The sequence below is a fragment of the Streptomyces sp. NPDC018031 genome (assembly GCF_044327625.1).
Lineage (GTDB): Bacteria > Actinomycetota > Actinomycetes > Streptomycetales > Streptomycetaceae > Streptomyces.
The window spans coordinates 17,184-35,523 of the sequence record NZ_JBIRFT010000002.1 but is presented as its reverse complement, the minus strand read 5'-3'; the positions used below and the strand labels follow the sequence as shown (position 1 = coordinate 35,523).

Genomic DNA, 18,340 nt, shown 5'->3' with positions numbered 1-18,340 from the left:
CCGGGTGCCCCCGCCGTCCGCCGTGGCGCGTCCGCCACCGCCGCAGGAGCCGCACCGTGGACCCGGTGATCGTCGCCGGGGCCGGGCCGGTCGGCCTCGCCCTGGCCCTCGCCCTGGCCCGCCGCGAGGTACCCGTCGTGGTGCTCGACGAGGGCACCGGCGTGGACGAACGGCGCCCGGCCAGAACCGCCGTACTGCGGCCGGACACCGCGGCGCTGGTCAACCGGCTGGGCTGCGCCGAGGCACTGGGACGTGACCGGTGGACGGGCTGGCGGACGATGCGGCGGCGCCAGCTCGTCCGCCAGGTGCCGTTCGGCGCACCCCCGGGACAGCCGGAAACCGGCGGACCGGCCACCGCCGCCCCGCCCCCACCGGTCCACCTGGTGCAGCACGACCTCACCCGCGCGCTGCGGGCCACCCTCGCCCACATGGCGGGTTCCGGCCTGGTCACCGTCGCGCCGGGCAGCCGGGTGGACACCCTGGAACAGGACGCGGCGGGCGTCTCGGTGCACACCCGCGGACCCGCCGGCACCTGGTGGCGCGGCAGCTACCTGGTCGGCTGCGACGGCCCGCGCTCCACCGTCCGGAAACTGCTCGGGGTGCGCTTCCCGGGACGCACCGCGGTCGAGCGGCACGCCGTGGCCGCGCTCCACACCGAGCTGCCCTGGCCCGGCGAGGGCGTGCTGCACCGGTCGCCGGCGTGGCGCGGCGCCGACGGCGAGGTCACCGCCCGGCCGCTCACCGGCGGTGTCTGGCGGCTGGACTGGCTCCTCCCCCCCGGCCGCGACCTGGTCACCCCCGACGCCCTGCTGGCCCGGGTGGAGGACACCCTGACCGGCTGGTGCGGGGATCCGGCGCCCCCCTACCAGCTGCTGGACACCGGGGTGTACACCGTCCACCACCGGCTCGCGCGCCGCTGGCGGGTCGGCCGCGCCTTCCTCGCCGGGGACGCCGCCCACCTGCTCGGCGCCCTCGGCACCCAGGGGCTCGACGAGGGACTGCGGGACATCGCCAACCTGTCCTGGAAGCTCGCGGTGGCCTGGCACCGGGGGGCCACCGACGCCGACACCCTGCTGGACAGCTACCAGACCGAGCGGCGCGGCGCGGTCGGGGCCCGGCTGCGCGCCGCGGACCAGGCGCTGCCGCAGGTACGGGCCTCCGGCGGCTGGCCCGCGGTCCGCCGTACGGTGCTGCCGGGCGCGGTACGGAACCACGACACCCTCCTCACCGACGGTCACCTCGGTCAGGGCCCGCTCGGAGCGCCGCCGGTCTACGCCCGGTCGCCGCTGGCCCCCGCCGCGCCGCCCACCGGCTGCGTCACCGTGGCCACCGAGCCGGGCGCGCAGGCCGCCGACGTGCCGGTGACCGCCCCCGACGGCGCCACCGTCGGGCTGCGCGAGCGTCTCGGCGGGCAACTGCTGGTGGTGCTGGTCGCGCCGGGCACCGGGGTGTGGGACCGGCGGCACTGGATGCGTGCCGGGCTGATGCCCCGGCTGTCGGCGGCCGTAGCGGCGCTGCCGATGGACGCGGAACTGCTGGTCGCCGAGGAGTACCCGGGCGCTGCCGCGCACACCGTGCTGCTGATCCGCCCGGACGGGCACCTGGCCGCGGCCCTGTCGGGGGTGCGGCCCGCGGAGCTGTACGCCTGTGCGGACGCGGTCCGCGGTGGCGGGACGTCCCGGGGCGCCCAGCACACCGCGGCGGAGGCGGCCCGGGAGCCGTCACCGGGGTCGGAGGCCACGGCGCGGCGGTAGGCGGACCGGTCGGGCCTCCGCGGGTCCGGGCCGCCGGTGGGCGGACCGGTCCGGCACTCGCGGGACCGGCGGGCGGGCGGCCGGGCCGGCGGGTGGCCGGGGGCGGGGCCGGCAGGTGGGCCGGGGCAGCGCACCCCGGCGGCGGACCCGGTCGGTTGACCATGCTTGCGACGCATGGTTCACTGCGGAGCGTGACCGACACCCGGCTGCCGCGCTTCTGGCGGAGGGTCCATGTGGACCTGCTCCGCTACGCGGGCTGCGTGTGTCGCCCGTCCTGCTGATCGACATCCCCGCGCGGCCGCCCTGACGCCCGCGCCTCTCCGCGATCACCCAGGACGGTCTCCGTGTCCCCCGTGTCATCTGCTTCGCCCCTGTCCGACGGGCACCACCCCCGTGTCTCCCCGCCGCCGGACCCTGCGGGCCCGGCGCCCGGCGCCGGCCCGGCCACGCCGTCGTCCCCGGCGCCGGACTCCCCCACCGCCACCGGCCCGGCACCGGGCGGCCGCGCACCCGACGCCGCCGCGCTGCTGGCCTTCGCCCAGCGCATCGCCGCCGACACCGCGCTGGTCTCCTCCCTCCCTCTCGACCCCGAGGGCCGTACCTGGCTGCGGCTCCACGGTCCCGGCGGCAGCGAGGCATGGCTGATCGGCTGGCCGCCGGGCACCGGCACCGGCTGGCACGACCACGGCGGCTCGCACGGCGCCTTCGCCACCGCCGCCGGCGAGCTCACCGAACATTCCCTCGCCGTCCAGCTGCCCACCGAGGGCTGGAAGACCCTGGAACTGGCCGACGACGTCGACCGGGAGCGCCGGCTCTCCGACGGGCGCGGCCGGGCCTTCGGCCCGCACCATGTCCACCAGGTGTTCAACGCCTCGGCCGAGCGGCACGCCGTGTCGGTGCACGCCTACCACCCGCCGCTGCCACTCATGCGCCGCTACAGCCGTACCGGACCCGTGCTCCGGCTGGAGCAGGTCGAACGACCGGAGGAGTGGGTATGACCCGCCGCAGCATCGACGAACTGCTCGCCGACGCACGCGCCCAACTCGACCGGGTGGGCCCGGCCGAGGCCGCTTCGATACGCGCCGGGGGCGGTGTCCTGGTGGACATCCGCTATGCGGCGCTCCGCGACCGCGACGGCACCATCCCGGGCGCGCTGATCGTGGAACGGAACGAACTGGAGTGGCGGCTGGATCCGCTCTGCGACCACCGGCTGCCCGAGGCCACCGGCCACGAGCTCCCGGTGGTGGTGATCTGCAACGAGGGGTACGCGTCGAGCCTCGCCGCGCTCTCCCTGCGCCGGCTCGGTCTGCGCCGGGCGACCGACCTGGTGGGCGGCTTCCAGGCCTGGCGCACGGCTGGTCTGCCGGTGCGCCGCTGACCGCTCCCCGCTGACCGCTCGTCCCCGCCCCTGCCGCGTCCGGAGCGCTGGTCGCCGGAGCCCGGTACCGCTCACCGGCCCCCGGGCGGGCTCAGGCCGGACTCGGGTCGGACCCAAGCCAGACTCAGGCCGGGCTCGGGCAGGACTCAGGCTGGGTGACCCGCGGACCACACGGGGAGCCGGTCCGGCGTCTCCTGTCCGTCCCGGTTCTCCGACCCCGGTCCGCGGGCCGGGACTCCGGTGCCCGGCCGGCGTCTCCGACTCCTGGCCCGGCGTCTCCGCCCCGGGCCGAGGGCCCCTTCGGAGCGGCGTCTCCGGGTCCGGGCCTCCGGTCCCGGCACGGGCCTCCGCCCCTGGCGGGGCGTCTCCGGTCCCGGCTCGCGTCTCCGGTCCCGGCTCGGCCGGCATCGTGGCGGGCCGGCCGTCAGCCCTCGGGGTAGTGCTCGTCCAGCAGCTCGGTGTCCTCGCCCTCTTCCTCCAGTGCCCGCCGTACCACCCGCAGGGCCAGCCCCTCCGGGTATCCCTTGCGGGCCAGCATCCCCGCCAGGCGCCGGAGCCGCCTGTCGCGCTCCAGGCCACGGGTGCTCCTGAGCTTGCGCTCCACCAGCTCCCGGGCGGTCTGCTCCTCCTGCTCCGGATCGAGCCGGCCCACCGCGTCGTCGATCAGCGCGGAGTCCACGCCCTTGGTGCGCAGTTCCCGGGCCAGAGCGCGGCGTGCCAGGCCCCGGCTGTGATGCCGGGACTCCACCCAGGCCCCGGCGAACGCCGCGTCGTCGATCAGGCCGACCTCCTCGAACCGGGACAGCACCTCCGCCGCCACGTCCTCGTCGATGCCACGCTTCCGCAGGGCGTCGGCGAGCTGCCGCCGGGTGCGCGGAGTCCCGGTCAGCAGCCGCAGGCAGATCGCCCGGGCCTGCTCCTCGGGGTCGGCCGGCGGCTGCCGCCCGGCCGACCCCGGCGCCGTCTCCCCGAAAGGGGGCCCGGCGGACGAGCGGGAGTCACCACCGGTCGTACCGAAGGCAGGGCGGCCGGCCTCCCCGGGGCCAGGGCCACTGCCACCGCCGATCGGTCGGTCCGGCAGATCCGGCCAGTCGGTTCGCCGCGTCACGGATCAGCTCTTGGCCGCCGCGGCCTTGGTCACCTTCGCTCCGGCCTTCGCCGCGGTGGTGGCCGGGGCTGCCTTCACCGGTGCGGCGACCGTGGCGGCGGGTGCCGCCGCGTCGGCGCCGGGCTCGCCGGCCGGGTCCTCGGCCTTGACTCCGATGCCCAGCTTCTCCTTGATCTTCTTCTCGATCTCGTCGGCCAGGTCGGGGTTGTCCTTGAGGAAGTTGCGGGCGTTCTCCTTGCCCTGGCCGAGCTGGTCGCCCTCGTAGGTGTACCAGGCGCCGGACTTGCGGATGAATCCGTGCTCGACACCCATGTCGATCAGGCCGCCCTCGCGGCTGATGCCCTGGCCGTAGAGGATGTCGAACTCGGCCTGCTTGAACGGCGGCGCGACCTTGTTCTTGACGACCTTGACCCGGGTGCGGTTGCCGACCGCCTCGGTGCCGTCCTTCAGGGTCTCGATACGGCGGATGTCCAGACGCACCGAGGCGTAGAACTTCAGCGCCCGGCCACCGGTGGTGGTCTCCGGGGAGCCGAACATCACGCCGACCTTCTCGCGGAGCTGGTTGATGAAGATCGCGGTGGTCTTGGACTGGTTGAGCGCACCGGTGATCTTCCGCAGCGCCTGGCTCATCAGCCGGGCCTGGAGGCCGACGTGCGAGTCGCCCATCTCGCCCTCGATCTCGGCGCGCGGCACCAGGGCGGCCACCGAGTCGATGACGATCAGGTCGAGCGCGCCGGAGCGGATCAGCATGTCCGTGATCTCCAGCGCCTGCTCGCCGTTGTCCGGCTGCGACAGGATCAGGGAGTCGGTGTCCACCCCGAGCTTCTGGGCGTAGTCCGGGTCGAGCGCGTGCTCGGCGTCCACGAAGGCCACGGTGCCGCCGGCCCGCTGGGCGTTGGCGACCGCGTGCAGCGTCAGGGTCGTCTTACCGGAGGACTCCGGCCCGTACACCTCGACCACCCGGCCACGCGGCAGACCACCGACCCCAAGGGCGACGTCGAGAGCGGTCGACCCGGTGGGGATGACCTCGATGGGCTCGTTCGGCCGCTCGCCCATGCGCATCACGGCGCCCTTGCCGAATTGCCGTTCAATCTGTGCGAGCGCGGCGTCGAGCGCCTTCTCGCGGTCGGTTCCTGCCATGGGTTCCACCCGGTTTGCTTGAGTCGATCGCTTCACGTCCACGACGCTAACGCCTGCCACTGACAATGCGCCCGGACGGCGGCCGGCCTGTGGAAAACCTCGGTGGAAAACCTCGACGGGGCCTCGGCCGGTACCCCCATGAGAATGGATGTTCGATTTGCGTGTCAACCGCGCCGCGCGAGCGCCCCGCGGAACCGCGTGAGGGCCGACGGGCCGGGCTCCCGCCGCGCCCGCCTGCCGTGCACCCGCGGATCGTCGGTGACGTCGTACCGCTTGATGTACGCGCCGAGGAAGGCCTGCAGCGTCGCGGTCGCCGGGATCGCGATCAGCGCGCCCACCGCGCCCAGCAGCGCGGTGCCCGCGATCACCGAACCGAAGGCCACCGCGGGGTGGATGTCGACCGTCTTCGCGGTGATCCGCGGCTGCAGCAGATAGTTCTCGAACTGCTGGTAGACCACCACGAAGCCGAACACCCACAGCGCGTACCAGGGGTCGATGGTGAACGCGATCAGCATCGGCAGCGCACCCGCCAGATAGGTGCCGATGGTCGGGATGAACTGCGAGATCAGGCCCACCCAGACGGCCAGCGCCGGGGCGTACGGCACGCCCAGGCTCTCCAGCAGGATGTAGTGGGCGGCGCCGGAGATCAGTGCCATCAGGCCGCGCGAGTAGAGGTAGCCGCCCGTCTTGGCGACCGCGATCTCCCAGGCGCGCAGCACCTCCGCCTGCCGGTGCGGCGGCAGCATCGAGCACAGTCCGCGGCGCAGCCGGGGCCCGTCGGCGGCGAAGTAGAAGGCGAACAGCGTCACCGTCAGCACCTGGAACAGCCCGCCGAGAACGGCGGCGGAGACGTCGAGCACGTTGTCCGCACTGTCCTTGGCGTACTTCTGCAGCGTCTCGGAGTGGAGCAGGCTGTCCTGTATCTCCACCCGGGACAGCTCGGTGTGGAACGTCTGGTTGCTCCAGTTGATCAGCTTGTCGAGGTACGCCGGGAAGTCCTCGACCATCTTCACGATCTGGTCCGCCAGCATCGAACCGAGCAGGGTGAAGAATCCCGCCACGAAGACCAGGATGCCGAGGAAGACCAGCCCGGTGGCGGCGCCCCGGCGGACGCCGCGGGCCGCCATCCGGTCCACCGCGGGCTCGATGGCCAGGGCCAGGAAGAACGCGATGAGGATGTTGAGCAACAGCCCGGTGAGCTGGTCGAAGGCCCAGATGGCAAGCTGGAAACAGGCCACGAGCGCCAGCGCCAGCACCATCGCTCGAGGGAGCCAGCGCGGCATCCGCGCCGCAGGCTGCGCCTGAGGTCGCGGGCGGTCGTCGTCCGGGGCGATCGTCTCTTCTGTCGTGGCCACCCGCCAAGTGTGGCGTACGGGAGCCATAAACTTCCGGCCACCCCGCAAACCGATCCCTCCGGTGACCGGCGGACGACGGGCGCGGAACGAACCGTTCAACGCGCGCTGCACAGCATCCCAACGCCCGCGGTACGGCATCCCACGGCACATCCCCGGGCGGCCCCGGGGCGGCCGGGGAGGTGCCGTGGGGCGGCCGGGGCCGCCTCGGCCTGGCCCCGGCGATCGCCGCCCCGGGCCGCGGTACGGGTCCGGTCAGCGCCGGTCGTACGGCACGTCCACCGCGCGGCACACCCCGCGCCAGACGTCCTTCGCCGCCCAGCCCGCGTCCAGCGCCTGGTACACGGTCCGCCCGCCCAGCTCGGACATCACATGATCACGTGCGAAGGAGTCGGCGTACGCCTCACCGAAGTGATCCGCCATCCGCTGCCAGAAGTCCGTCAACCGCATGCGACCAGTATCCCGCCCCTGCGGGTGCAGCGGCGTCCGAGCGGCCTCCCGCGGCAGGCGGCTCCGCCTACGGTCGGAGGATGGACCGTTCCGAGACAGCTGCCACCACTCCGCTCGCCCGTGCCGAGCGGTTCGTCTGGCTGACCGCGCGCGTACTGGAGCAGCACCGATTCGCGTACCACTTCCTGGGCGGCCAGGCCGGCCCGGTCGAGACCGCGCTGGCCGCGTACGAGCGGGACGACGGCGGCTACGGGTACGGGCTGGAGCCGGACCTGCGGGGCCCGGTCAGCCAGCCACTGCCCACCCTGCACGCCCTGCGGGTGCTCGACGGGATCGGACGGTGCGGGGGCGCCCGGGTGGAGCGGATCTGCCGGTTCCTGACGGAGATCGCCGGGCCGGACGGCGCGCTGCCAGCGCTGCTCCCGACCCAGCGCGACTACCCGGCGGCCCCCTGGCTGCCGGTCCGTGAGCACCCGCCGAGCGAACTGCTGGCCACCGGACCCGTGGTCGGGCTGCTGCACCGCAACGAGGTGTGGCACGCCTGGCTGTTCCGGGCCACCGACTTCTGCTGGGCCGCGGTCGAGTCGCTCGCGGACGGCGCCGCGACCCACCCGTACGAGGTGGTGGCGGCCGTGTCGTTCCTGGACGGCGCCCCGGACCGCCCGCGGGCGGAGGCGCTGGCGGAGCGGCTCGGGCAGCGGGTCCGGCAGCAGGAGCTGCTGGTGCTCGACCCGGACCGGGCGGCCGGACACCCCGTGCCGGACGGCTACGCCCCGGGCGAGCACCACTTCCCGCACGACGTCGCGCGAACACCCGGGTCGGTCGCCCGCCGCTGGTTCACCGGGGACGAGATGAAGCGCTCGCTGGACCACCTCACCGCCCTCCAGGACGAGGACGGCGGCTGGCCGATCCGGTGGCGCGGCTGGGCACCGGGCACCGCCCTGGAAGGGCGGCCCATGGTCACCCTCGACGCGCTGCTGACCCTGCGCGCCTACGACCGGCTCGACTGAGCGGGCGCGGAAGGCCGTCCCGGCCTGCCCCGCCCGACCTGGCTCGACTCGACGGGGGCGGGGGCGGGGCGGCTCCGGCGCACGGTGCCGGTCCCGGGGCGCCCCGGGACCGGGACCGGGGCAGGGACCCGACCGGGACCGGAACACCACCGTCGCGTCCGGGGCGCGGACGCGACCGGTCAGCCGGTCAGCCGGTCAGGGCCCGCAGCGCGGCGGTCACCGCCACCGCGGCCCCCACCACGACGAGGAAGGGGGCGCGCAGCAGCAGGGCGAGCGCCGCGGCCGCAAGCCCGGCCGCCCCCGCGTCCAGCTTCAGGCTGTGACCGGCGCTGAAGGTCTGCTGGGCGGTGAGCGCCGCCAGCAGCGCCACCGGGACCAGGGCGGCCAGCCGCTTGACCACCGGGCGTTCCAGGACCCCGGCCGGCACCGACAGGCCCAGCAGCTTCACCAGATAGCAACCGGCCGCGGTCACCGCGATGGCGATCCAGACGCTCACCGTGCTTCCTTCCCGACCTCGTCGGTCTTCTCGGTCCCGCCCGTCTTCACGGCCTTCCCGGCTGTCCCGGCCTTTCCGGTCTCCGCGACGTCCCCAGCCTCCACGGCCTCGGGCCGCCCGGTCTCCCCGGCCGCCCCGGAGCCGGGGGCCGCGCCTCCGGTGCGGGGCACCGGGCCCGCCGCGCGCCCGGCGACCGCGAGCACCACCGGCGCGGCGAGCGCCGCCACCAGCACCGGCACCCCGGCCGGCAGCACCGGCACACAGGCCAGCACCAGCAGCACCCCGAGTGCGGCGACGGCGCGTTCGACGCCGCTGCTCAGCTTGGGTGCCAGCAGTGCCAGGAACACCGCCGGCCCCGCGGCGTCCAGCCCCCAGGCGTCGGTGTCACCCAGGGCTGACGCGCCGAGGGCGCCGATCAGGGTGGTGAGGTTCCACAGCGCGAACACGCTCACCGCGGTGACCGAGAAGCCGAGCCGCGCCGAGCGCTGGTCCGGCTGGGCGAGCGCGACGGCGGCGGACTCGTCGATGACGCCGTGCGCGGCCAGCGGCCGCACCGACCGGGGCAGCCGGAGGAGCCCGGAGAGCCGGAGCCCGTAGAACGCGTTGCGGACGCCCAGGAAGAACGCCCCGGCCGCGGCGGTCAGCGGGTTGCCGCCCGCGGCCAGCGCGCTGACCAGTGCGAACTGGGACGCGCCGGTGAACACGAAGAGACTGAGGGCACAGGTCTGGAGGACGTCGAGCCCGGCGTCCGCGGAGGTCACGCCGAAGGCGAAGCCGGAGAGGCCGACCGCGACGCCGACGCCGAGGGCGTCGCGGACGACCGCGCGGTCCGGCCTTGCGGGACCGGCGCGGGTATCGGACTCGGTGGTGATGTCTGCTGGTTCTGCCACGCCCCGAGGCTAGGGACGCAGCGCGTCGCCGGTCTTGTACGTTCTTGCGCGTTCCCGCTGGTAGGCGCCCGGAGGCACGCCCACGATCCGGGTGAAATGCCGGTTCAGGTGGGGTTGGTCGGTGAACCCGACCGCGGCGGCGGCGACGGCGGGAGGGGTGCCCGCGTCCAGCAGCAGCCGGGCGCGCCGCACCCGGGCGTCGGTGAGCCAGGTGTGCGGCGGCATGCCGTAGGTGGCGCGGAACGCGCGCAGCAGGGCGAAGGGGCTGGTGCCCAGCTCGGTGGCGAGCTTCTCCAGCGACGGCGGGGCCGCCATCCGCTCCTCCAGGACCGCGCGGGCGCGGACCGCGTTGCGCGCGCCCGCGCTGGGCGCCGTGCGCGCGGCGGCGGGCGCCCCGTAGAGCCTGAGCAGGCGGGCGACCGCGATCCGCAGCAAGCCGTCGGCGGCCAGCGCGTTGCCCTCCTCGGCCGCCCGGTGCACCGCGATGAGCAGCCGGTGGCTGCGCGGGTCCGACTCGACGACCACGTCACGGAACCCCGGGGTGCCGCGGATCGCGGTGGTCTCCGCGGCGATGTCCGCGATCAGCTCCGGGGCCGGGTACAGCACCCGGTAGGTCCACCCCTCCGGCACCCCCGCGTACCCGGTGTGCGGCACGTCCGGATTGACCAGGGCGACCCCGCCGGGGCCCACCCGCTCGATGTCGGTGCGGTGCCGGAACTCCTCGACGCCTTCGGTGATCGCCGCGAGGGCGAAGGTGTCGTGGGTGTGCGGCGTGAACGCCTTGCGTATGTAGCGGGCGCGCAGCAGATCGACCCCGGGCAGCTCCGGATGGGTCCAGTACCGTGCGCTCTCTCCGCTGCCCATGCGGCTCATTCTCCCCCGCCGGGCCGATGCGCCGGCCGCCCGTCCGGCCCGTTGTCAGTGGCTCGGTGCACGATGGAGGGCATGGCGAGCACAGCACTCGACGCCTTCTCTCCGGCGACCCGCGGATGGTTCACCGGAGCCTTCAGCGCGCCCACCGCCGCGCAGGAGGGCGCCTGGCGGGCCATCGGTCAGGGATCGGACGTGCTGGTCGTCGCCCCGACCGGCTCGGGGAAGACCCTCGCCGCCTTCCTCGCCGCACTGGACCAGCTGACCAGCGCCCCGCCCCCGGCCGAGGCCCGGAAGCGGTGCCGGGTGCTGTACGTCTCCCCGCTGAAGGCCCTGGCGGTGGACGTGGAGCGCAACCTGCGCAGCCCGCTCACCGGCATCCGCCAGGAGTCCGTGCGGCTGGGTCTGCCGGAGCCGGAGGTCCGGGTGGCCATCCGCTCCGGCGACACCCCCGCGGCCGAACGGCGCGCCATCGCCACCCGCCCGCCGGACATCCTGATCACCACCCCCGAGTCGCTGTTCCTCATGCTCACCTCCGCCGCCCGGGAGGCGCTCAGCGGCGTGCAGACGGTGATCCTGGACGAGGTGCACGCGGTCGCCGGGACCAAGCGCGGCGCCCATCTGGCGCTCTCCCTGGAGCGGCTGGACCTGCTGCTCGACCGTCCGGCGCGGCGCATCGGCCTGTCCGCCACGGTCCGGCCGGTGGACGAGGTCGCGCGGTTCCTCTCCCCGCAGCGGAAGGTCGAGATCGTCCAGCCCCCGTCCGGCAAGGAGTTCGACCTGTCGGTGGTGGTGCCGGTGGAGGACCTCGGCGAACTCGGCGGGTCCCCGGTCCAGGAGGACGGCACCGGGGAGCGCCCGTCGATCTGGCCGCAGGTGGAGGAGCGGATCGCCGATCTGGTGCAGAGCCACCGGTCGACCATCGTCTTCGCCAACTCGCGCCGCCTGGCCGAGCGGCTGTGCAACCGGCTCAACGAGATCGCCTACGAGCGGGCCACCGGTACCGCCGTTCCCGAGGACCACTCCCCCGCCGAGCTGATGGGCGGCTCCGGCGCCGCGAAGGGCGCCCCGCCGCTGCTCGCCCGCGCGCACCACGGATCGGTGTCCAAGGAGCAGCGGGCGCTGGTGGAGGAGGACCTCAAGGCCGGGCGGCTGCCGGCCGTGGTCGCCACCTCCAGTCTGGAGCTGGGCATCGACATGGGCGCGGTGGACCTCGTGGTCCAGGTGGAGTCCCCGCCGTCGGTCGCCTCCGGGCTGCAGCGGGTGGGCCGGGCCGGCCACCAGGTGGGCGCGGTGTCGACCGGGGTGGTCTTCCCCAAGTACCGCGGCGACCTGGTGCAGGCTGCGGTGGTCACCGAGCGGATGCGGCAGGGGGCCATCGAGTCGCTGCGGGTGCCCGCCAACCCGCTGGACGTGCTGGCCCAGCAGCTGATCGCCATGACCGCGCTGGACACCTGGGACGTGGCGGAGCTGCTGGCCGTGGTGCGCCGCGCCGCGCCGTTCGCCTCCCTGCCCGAGTCGGCCTTCACCGCGGTGCTGGACATGCTCGCCGGCCGGTACCCCTCCGACGCCTTCGCGGAGCTGCGGCCGCGCGTGGTGTGGGACCGGATCGCCGGTACGGTCACCGGCCGGCCGGGCGCCCAGCGGCTGGCCGTCACCTCCGGCGGCACCATCCCCGACCGCGGCCTCTTCGGTGTCTTCCTGGTCGGGTCCGACCCGCGGAAGGGCGGCGGCCGGGTCGGCGAGCTGGACGAGGAGATGGTGTACGAGTCCCGGGTCGGGGACGTCTTCACCCTGGGCACCACCTCCTGGCGCATCGAGGACATCACCCGCGACCGGGTCCTGGTCTCCCCCGCGCCGGGGATCCCGGGGCGGCTGCCGTTCTGGAAGGGCGACCAGCTCGGGCGGCCGCTGGAACTCGGCCGGGCGCTCGGCGGGTTCCTCCGCGAGATCGGCGGGATGGAGCCGGAGGCCGCCCGGGAGCGGCTGGCCACGGCCGGACTGGACGACTGGGCGGCCGGCAACGTGCTGTCCTATCTGGCCGAGCAGCGCCAGGCGTGCGGCCATGTGCCGGACGACCGCACCATCGTCGTGGAGCGCTTCCGGGACGAGCTCGGCGACTGGCGGGTGGTGGTCCACTCCCCCTTCGGGGCCCAGGTGCACGCGCCGTGGGCGCTGGCGCTGGGCGCCCGGCTCGGCGAGCGGTACGGCCTGGACGCCCAGGTGATGCACGCCGACGACGGCATCGTGCTGCGGCTGCCCGACGCGGACACCATGGGCCTGGACTTCCTCGACGCCGACCCCGCCGCCCCGGGCCCGGAGTACGACGCCGAGCAGTCCCCGGTCGGGGCCGCCGACGTCGTCTTCGACAAGGGCGAGATCGACCAGGTCGTCACCGACCAGGTCGGCGGCTCGGCCCTGTTCGCGGCCCGGTTCCGGGAGTGCGCGGCCCGCGCCCTGCTGCTGCCCCGGCGCAACCCCGGAAAGCGCACCCCGCTGTGGCAGCAGCGGCAGCGGGCCGCCCAGTTGCTCCAGGTGGCCAGCGAGTTCGGCTCCTTCCCGATCGTCCTGGAGGCGGTCCGGGAATGTCTCCAGGACGTGTTCGACGTCCCCGGGCTCGCCGAGCTGATGGGGGACATCGAGGCCCGCCGGGTGCGGCTGGTGGAGGTGACCACCCCGGAGCCGTCGCCGTTCGCCCGTTCGCTGCTCTTCGGCTATGTCGCGCAGTTCCTGTACGAGGGGGACTCGCCGCTCGCCGAGCGGCGTGCGGCGGCGCTTTCGCTGGACTCCCGGCTCCTCGCCGAGCTGCTGGGCCAGGCCGAGCTGCGCGAGCTGCTCGACGCGGAGGTGCTCGCCGAGCTGGAGCGGGAGCTGCAGTGGCGTACCGAGGACCGCCGCGCCAAGGACGCCGAGAGCGTCGCCGACCTGCTCCGGCTGCTGGGCCCGCTCACCGCGGGGGAGCTGGCCGAGCGCGGGGCGGAGCCGGAGTGGATCGAGGAGCTGGCGGCCGCCCGGCGCGCCATCCCGGTCCGGATCGCCGGTCGGCAGCAGTGGGCGGCGGTGGAGGACGCCGGGCGGCTGCGGGACGCGCTGGGCACCGCGCTCCCGGTGGGGGTGCCCGAGGCGTTCACCGAACCGGTCAAGGACCCGCTGGGCGACCTGCTGGCCCGGTTCGCCCGCACCCACGGCCCCTTCACCTCCGCCACCGCCGCCGCGCGGTTCGGCCTGGGCGCCGCGGTCACCGACGGCGCGCTGCACCGGCTCGCCGCCGCGGGCCGGGTGGTGCAGGGCGAGTTCCACCCGGCGGGCATCGGCCAGGAGTGGTGCGACGCCGCGGTGCTGCGGCGGTTGCGCCGCCGGTCGCTGGCCGCGCTCCGCGAGGAGCTGGAACCGGTGCCGCCCGCCGCGCTCGCCGCCTTCCTCCCGCAGTGGCAGCACGTGGGGGCCCTGTACCCGAAGACCCGGAACCGCGCGGAGGCGGAGCGGAACACCGGCCACAGTCTGCGGGGCATCGACGGCCTGGTGCGTGCCGTCGAACAGTTGCAGGGCGCGCCGGTGCCGGCCTCCGCGCTGGAGAAGCTGGTCCTGCCCTCCCGGGTCGCCGACTACTCCCCCACCATGCTGGACGAGCTCACCGCCACCGGCGAGGTGCTGTGGGCCGGCGCCGGCGCTCTGCCGGGGAAGGACGGCTGGATCTCCCTCCACCTCACCGACGCCGCCCCGCTGCTGCTCCCCTCGCCCCATCCGCTGGAGCTCGGCCCGCTGCACCGGGCCGTGCTGGACGCGCTCTCGGGCGGATACGGCCTGTTCTTCCGGCAGATCGCCGACCAGGTGCGCGCCGCGCACCCGGAGTGCGGTGACGCGCAGCTGGCCGACGTGGTGTGGGAGCTGTCCTGGTCCGGCCGGCTGACCAACGACACCCTCGCCCCGCTGCGCTCGTTGCTCGGGTCGGGCCGGACCGCGGGCGCCACCGCCCATCGCGCCAAGCGGTCCGTCCCGCGCGGCCGGTACGGCTCCCTCACCGGCCGGACCGGCCGTCCGACGGCGTCGCGGAGCGGGCCGCCGACGGTCGCGGGCCGCTGGGCGCTGCTGCCCGAGCGGGAGCCGGACCCCACCCACCGGGCCCATGCGCTGGCCCGCACCCTGCTCGACCGGCACGGCATCGTCACCCGGGGCACGGTGGCGGCCGAGGGCGTGGAGGGCGGTTTCTCCGCGGCGTACCGCGTGCTGGCCGCGTTCGAGGACACCGGGCAGGCGCGGCGCGGGTACGTGGTGGAAGGTCTGGGGGCGGCGCAGTTCGCGATGGACGGCGCGGTGGACCGGCTGCGCGCCGTGAGCACCGCCCGGGACCGGGCGGCGGGGCTGGCCGCGGACAGCGGGGAGGTCTTCGGCGCGCCACCGGTCGGCCGGGCGGTCGTCCTCGCCGCCGCGGACCCGGCCAACGCCTATGGTGCGGCGCTGCCCTGGCCGGAGCCGCCCGCCGGAGCCGGGCACAAGCCCGGGCGCAAGGCGGGCTCGCTGGTGGTGCTCGTCGACGGCGAGCTGGCGGTCTACATGGAGCGGGGCGGCAAGACCCTGCTCGCCTGGCCGTCCGGCCCCGCGGAGGCGGAGTCCCCGGACGACGACGCCCGGCTTCGGGCGGCGGTGGAAGCGCTGGCCCTGGCCGGACGGCAGGGCGCCCTGGGCACGGTCACGGTGGAGCGGGTCAACGGCGCCCCGGCCCTCACCTCGCCGATGGGCCGCACCCTGGAGACGGCGGGCTTCCACCCCACCCCGCGCGGCTTCCGGCTGCGCTCCCCCTAGCTGTACTGCCCCGCGTCACCGGCCCCGGCACCGCGGCAGGCCCCGGCGCGGGCGGGGCCCGGGCATCATGGGCCGTATGCCCGAAGGAGACACCGTCTGGCGGACCGCCCGCAAGCTCCACCAGGCCCTGGCCGGGAACCGCCTCACCCGCTGCGACCTGCGGGTGCCCCGGCTGGCCACGGTCGACCTCACCGGCCGCACGGTCAGCGAGGTGGTCCCGCGCGGCAAGCATCTGCTCATCCGGGTCACGGGTGAGGAGCCCGGCGGGCACGCGTCCCGGGCCGAGGGCGGGCTGACCCTCCACTCGCATCTGCGGATGGACGGCTCATGGCGGATCCACCGGGCCGGTGAGCGGTGGACCGGCGGGCCGGGATACCAGATCCGCGCCGTGCTGGGCACCGCGGAGCGTACCGCCGTCGGCTACCGGCTGCCGGTGCTCGACCTGCTCCGCACCGCCGACGAGGAACGGGTGGTCGGGCATCTCGGGCCCGACCTCCTGGGCCCGGACTGGGATCCCGCGGAGGCGCTGCGCCGGTTGCTCGCCGACCCGTCGCGTCCGGTCGGCGACGCGCTGCTGGACCAGCGGAACCTCGCGGGGATCGGCAACGTGTACCGGTGCGAGCTGTGCTTCCTGCTGCGGGTGACGCCGTGGCTGCCGTTCGGTGACCTCCCGCGTCCGGAGCGGGTCACCGCACTGGCCAGGAAACTTCTGGAGGCCAACAAGGACCGCCCGGTGCGGATCACCACCGCGGACCCGCGCGCGGACCGCGGACTGTGGGTGTACGGGCGGGCGGGCCGGCCCTGCCGCCGTTGCGGTACGGCCGTCCGGACGGCCGTACCGGACGAGGCCGGCGGCCGCGCACAGGAGCGGGTCGCCTTCTGGTGCCCTCGCTGCCAGTCCGGCCCTGGGCCGGCTGACGGCTGACGGCTGACGGCTGACGGCTGACGAGCGTCCCGGCGGTACGAACGGCCGTCAGTTCCCGTGTCCGGGCGGCGCACGGCCGGCGTCCCACCCCGCGCCGTGCCTGCAGGCCGGAGGCTTCCGCGTCCCGACCCCGCGCTGTTCCGGGCGGCCACCGGTGGCGCTGGTCCCCCGCCCGCACCCGGAGGGGCACAGCGGAGCCCGGGGGCCCGTGGGTCCCTTGGGACCCTTGGGACCCGGTGGGGTCAACTCCGCCGCCGTCGGCCGCCGCTGACGTTCCGGAGGCACCGCGCGGAACTCCACACCGCCCGCCAGGACGGCCACGGCGTGCCCCGTGCGGCGCGTCCCCGCCGGGCGGTGTCACCGACCGAGCGGGGGACGCAGTGCACCGGCAGCAGACTCAGGCCCCACCCGCCGGCCACGATCGCGGATTCCACCGGCCCGGCCGCCGCCGGGTGCAGTGCCAGCCGCACCGCCGCCCACCACCACACCACTCCGAGCAGCGGCAGGAAGAGCCACCGCACCGCCCGGCGGCCGGTGCCGCCGTTCCCGTGGGCTGCCATGGCTGCCTCCTCCGGCCGGCGGCGTGTGCCCGTCCACCCCGGGCGCGGGGCACCCGGCCGGGCGGTGTGCACGGCGGGTTGGGGCCGTCACCGGTGGCCGTGCCCCGCCCGCGCTCCTCCCGGTTCTTGCCCGGTCCGGCTGCGTCCCGCACGGCCGGCGCCCCACGTGCCCGGGTGCATCGGCGCATTCACGGGGCGGGCGGAGGTTCGCGGTCACTACCAGTGCCGCGGGGTCCAGGTGTACTTGTCTCCGCCCACCCACCGGACGTCGTCCGGGTCGTCGAAGTCCACCTTCCCCAGGCCGGCCCGGTGGGCGATGTCGATGACGTCGGCCAGCGAGTACGCCTTGCCGACGAGTTCCCCACCCAGCTCCACCAGCCGGAACGGCGGCTCGCCCGGTTGCACGGCCGAGACCGTCATCCGCGGTGAGGTGACGCGCAGTCCCTCGGACCCGGTCATGGACGGCCCCTCAGCTCTGACGGGTGTTCGGTTCCCCCGCGGCGGCCGATGTCACGCCCCCGGCCCGCCGTTCACGTTCTCCGCCTGGAACATCCAGTGGTGCTTCTCCAGGTCCCTGGTGAGGCCGATCAGGATGTCCTGGGTCACCGGGTCGGGGTCGGCGGTGGCCTCGATCCGCTCCCGCATCCGGCCGATGACCGTGGAGAGCGCGCCGATCAGGCTCCGGACCGCCTCGACGTCCCCGCTCCAGCCGTCCTTGACCGTGTCGATGCCGCTGGACTTGGCGACCGTCTCGGCCCGGCCGTCCGGTGCCACGCCGATCGCGGAGGCTCGTTCGGCGACGGTGTCCATGTGCTGGCGGGCGGTGTCCACCACTTCGTCGAGCTGCAGGTGTACGGAGCGGAAGCGCGGTCCCACCACCGTCCAGTGGACCTGCTTGGCCACCAGGGAGAGGTCCACGAGGTCGACGAGCGCGCCCTGCAGCGCGTCACCCACTATCTGGCGGTTCTCCTCCGACAGAGGGCTCTTCAGCACAGACATCCGCATCCTCCTGTTCGTGTCGCTGGAGGTCCGCAGCCGACCGCACCGTCCACATGGTGGCCGCGATGGGCTGCCGGTCCTTTCTCCACCATGACACATACCCCGCGAACCGGCTTGAAACAGACAAGTGCCCGCCCTTCCGGCACGGGTGCCGAAGAGCGAGCACTTGACAAGCTTGTCGATAGGTCGACCGGTCGCGGTGGGGCCGGTGACCGCGGGACCGTCAGGCGGCCACGACGTCCACGGCCTCCGCGGGCGCCTTGATGGTCACCCGATCCCCGGAGGACACCGACACCGAATTGAGCATCGGCCGCACGGGCGCCGGCACCGACTCGCCGGCCGCGGCCGACTCCGCCAGCTCCGCGAGCGACAGTTCGTCACTGACCTCACGCATGACCTGCGACATCCGGACGTCCAGCGCGTCGCAGATGGCGGACAGCAGCTCGGACGAGGCCTCCTTCTGGCCCCGCTCGACTTCCGACAGATAGCCGAGCGACACCCGGGCGGAGGAGGAGACCTCGCGCAGAGTACGGCCCTGGCGCTGGCGCTGCCGGCGCAGCACGTCACCCAGCAGGCGACGGAGCAGAATCATCGCTGGCTCCCTC

Annotated in this window: 18 protein-coding genes; 7 read left to right on the top strand and 11 right to left on the bottom strand. The window is 75.1% G+C overall.

Going from position 1 to position 18,340, the window contains the following annotated elements:
* Positions 1-56 precede the first annotated feature (56 nt).
* The 4 genes from ACH4B3_RS06525 to ACH4B3_RS06510 all read left to right on the top strand — a co-directional run bounded on the left by ACH4B3_RS06525 (position 57) and on the right by ACH4B3_RS06510 (position 3,132).
* The gene (locus ACH4B3_RS06525; protein ID WP_398461629.1) at positions 57-1,754 is read left to right on the top strand and encodes an FAD-dependent monooxygenase; all 1,698 of its coding nucleotides are present in this window, start codon (positions 57-59) and stop codon (positions 1,752-1,754) included.
* A 191-nt stretch (positions 1,755-1,945) separates the two neighbouring features.
* Complete coding sequence (locus ACH4B3_RS06520; protein WP_372442714.1) at positions 1,946-2,035, top strand: putative leader peptide; 90 nt, start codon at positions 1,946-1,948, stop codon at positions 2,033-2,035.
* Positions 2,036-2,107: 72 nt separating this feature from the next.
* A complete protein-coding gene (locus tag ACH4B3_RS06515; protein ID WP_398461628.1) occupies positions 2,108-2,752 on the top strand; it encodes a cysteine dioxygenase in 645 nt (214 codons plus the stop codon).
* The gene (locus ACH4B3_RS06510; protein WP_398461627.1) at positions 2,749-3,132 is read left to right on the top strand and encodes a rhodanese-like domain-containing protein; all 384 of its coding nucleotides are present in this window, start codon (positions 2,749-2,751) and stop codon (positions 3,130-3,132) included. Before ACH4B3_RS06515 ends, ACH4B3_RS06510 begins: the two co-directional genes overlap by 4 nt.
* Positions 3,133-3,556: 424 nt before the next feature.
* Here ACH4B3_RS06510 and recX read toward each other — a convergent pair whose 3' ends face one another.
* The 4 genes from recX to ACH4B3_RS06490 all read right to left on the bottom strand — a co-directional run bounded on the left by recX (position 3,557) and on the right by ACH4B3_RS06490 (position 7,182).
* The gene (gene recX, locus ACH4B3_RS06505) at positions 3,557-4,240 is read right to left on the bottom strand and encodes a recombination regulator RecX (protein ID WP_398461626.1); all 684 of its coding nucleotides are present in this window, start codon (positions 4,238-4,240) and stop codon (positions 3,557-3,559) included.
* Positions 4,241-4,243: 3 nt separating this feature from the next.
* Positions 4,244-5,380: a recombinase RecA gene (recA, locus tag ACH4B3_RS06500; RefSeq protein ID WP_398461625.1), complete on the bottom strand. Its 1,137-nt coding sequence runs from the start codon at positions 5,378-5,380 to the stop codon at positions 4,244-4,246.
* A 164-nt stretch (positions 5,381-5,544) separates the two neighbouring features.
* Entirely contained in the window at positions 5,545-6,735 is a 1,191-nt protein-coding gene (locus ACH4B3_RS06495; protein ID WP_398461624.1) for an AI-2E family transporter, read from the bottom strand.
* A 252-nt stretch (positions 6,736-6,987) separates the two neighbouring features.
* The gene (locus tag ACH4B3_RS06490; protein WP_398461623.1) at positions 6,988-7,182 is read right to left on the bottom strand and encodes a DUF3046 domain-containing protein; all 195 of its coding nucleotides are present in this window, start codon (positions 7,180-7,182) and stop codon (positions 6,988-6,990) included.
* An 80-nt stretch (positions 7,183-7,262) separates the two neighbouring features.
* Between ACH4B3_RS06490 and ACH4B3_RS06485 the strand changes: the two genes are divergently transcribed.
* Entirely contained in the window at positions 7,263-8,192 is a 930-nt protein-coding gene (locus ACH4B3_RS06485; RefSeq protein WP_398461622.1) for a hypothetical protein, read from the top strand.
* A 187-nt stretch (positions 8,193-8,379) separates the two neighbouring features.
* On the opposite strand, the gene ACH4B3_RS06480 is transcribed toward ACH4B3_RS06485, so the two are convergent.
* The 3 genes from ACH4B3_RS06480 to ACH4B3_RS06470 are packed head-to-tail and all read right to left on the bottom strand — an operon-like array spanning position 8,380 to position 10,442.
* Positions 8,380-8,688: an AzlD domain-containing protein gene (locus ACH4B3_RS06480; protein ID WP_398461621.1), complete on the bottom strand. Its 309-nt coding sequence runs from the start codon at positions 8,686-8,688 to the stop codon at positions 8,380-8,382.
* A complete protein-coding gene (locus tag ACH4B3_RS06475) occupies positions 8,685-9,578 on the bottom strand; it encodes an AzlC family ABC transporter permease (protein WP_398461620.1) in 894 nt (297 codons plus the stop codon). Before ACH4B3_RS06475 ends, ACH4B3_RS06480 begins: the two co-directional genes overlap by 4 nt.
* Before the next feature lie 9 nt (positions 9,579-9,587).
* Entirely contained in the window at positions 9,588-10,442 is an 855-nt protein-coding gene (locus tag ACH4B3_RS06470) for an AraC family transcriptional regulator (protein ID WP_398461619.1), read from the bottom strand.
* A gap of 81 nt (positions 10,443-10,523) precedes the next feature.
* On the opposite strand from ACH4B3_RS06470, the gene ACH4B3_RS06465 reads away from it, so the two are divergent.
* Positions 10,524-15,251 carry an ATP-dependent helicase gene (locus ACH4B3_RS06465; protein ID WP_398461618.1) on the top strand — a complete coding sequence of 1,576 codons (4,728 nt, stop codon included), beginning with the start codon at positions 10,524-10,526 and terminating at the stop codon, positions 15,249-15,251.
* 76 nt (positions 15,252-15,327) lie between these two features.
* Positions 15,328-16,176 (top strand): DNA-formamidopyrimidine glycosylase family protein, encoded by an 849-nt coding sequence (locus tag ACH4B3_RS06460; RefSeq protein WP_398461617.1) that lies wholly within the window; start codon positions 15,328-15,330, stop codon positions 16,174-16,176.
* A 242-nt stretch (positions 16,177-16,418) separates the two neighbouring features.
* Here the strand turns inward: ACH4B3_RS06460 and ACH4B3_RS06455 are convergent, their stop codons facing one another.
* The 4 genes from ACH4B3_RS06455 to ACH4B3_RS06440 form a co-directional block, all read right to left on the bottom strand.
* Positions 16,419-16,736 carry a hypothetical protein gene (locus ACH4B3_RS06455; RefSeq protein WP_398461616.1) on the bottom strand — a complete coding sequence of 106 codons (318 nt, stop codon included), beginning with the start codon at positions 16,734-16,736 and terminating at the stop codon, positions 16,419-16,421.
* A gap of 216 nt (positions 16,737-16,952) precedes the next feature.
* Complete coding sequence (locus ACH4B3_RS06450) at positions 16,953-17,195, bottom strand: hypothetical protein (protein WP_398461615.1); 243 nt, start codon at positions 17,193-17,195, stop codon at positions 16,953-16,955.
* A gap of 51 nt (positions 17,196-17,246) precedes the next feature.
* Positions 17,247-17,735 carry a Dps family protein gene (locus ACH4B3_RS06445; protein WP_398461614.1) on the bottom strand — a complete coding sequence of 163 codons (489 nt, stop codon included), beginning with the start codon at positions 17,733-17,735 and terminating at the stop codon, positions 17,247-17,249.
* 223 nt (positions 17,736-17,958) lie between these two features.
* Positions 17,959-18,327 (bottom strand): helix-turn-helix domain-containing protein, encoded by a 369-nt coding sequence (locus ACH4B3_RS06440; RefSeq protein ID WP_398461613.1) that lies wholly within the window; start codon positions 18,325-18,327, stop codon positions 17,959-17,961.
* Between the last annotated feature and the right edge of the window lie 13 nt (positions 18,328-18,340).

Coding starts and splice junctions, on each gene's coding strand:
- ACH4B3_RS06510 (WP_398461627.1), top strand. CDS start 2,749: ATGACCCGCCGCAGCATCGACGAACTGCTCGCCGACGCACGCGCCCAA.
- recA (WP_398461625.1), bottom strand. CDS start 5,380: ATGGCAGGAACCGACCGCGAGAAGGCGCTCGACGCCGCGCTCGCACAG.
- ACH4B3_RS06490 (WP_398461623.1), bottom strand. CDS start 7,182: ATGCGGTTGACGGACTTCTGGCAGCGGATGGCGGATCACTTCGGTGAG.
- ACH4B3_RS06485 (WP_398461622.1), top strand. CDS start 7,263: ATGGACCGTTCCGAGACAGCTGCCACCACTCCGCTCGCCCGTGCCGAG.
- ACH4B3_RS06470 (WP_398461619.1), bottom strand. CDS start 10,442: ATGGGCAGCGGAGAGAGCGCACGGTACTGGACCCATCCGGAGCTGCCC.
- ACH4B3_RS06465 (WP_398461618.1), top strand. CDS start 10,524: ATGGCGAGCACAGCACTCGACGCCTTCTCTCCGGCGACCCGCGGATGG.
- ACH4B3_RS06460 (WP_398461617.1), top strand. CDS start 15,328: ATGCCCGAAGGAGACACCGTCTGGCGGACCGCCCGCAAGCTCCACCAG.
- ACH4B3_RS06455 (WP_398461616.1), bottom strand. CDS start 16,736: ATGGCAGCCCACGGGAACGGCGGCACCGGCCGCCGGGCGGTGCGGTGG.
- ACH4B3_RS06450 (WP_398461615.1), bottom strand. CDS start 17,195: ATGACCGGGTCCGAGGGACTGCGCGTCACCTCACCGCGGATGACGGTC.
- ACH4B3_RS06445 (WP_398461614.1), bottom strand. CDS start 17,735: ATGTCTGTGCTGAAGAGCCCTCTGTCGGAGGAGAACCGCCAGATAGTG.
- ACH4B3_RS06440 (WP_398461613.1), bottom strand. CDS start 18,327: ATGATTCTGCTCCGTCGCCTGCTGGGTGACGTGCTGCGCCGGCAGCGC.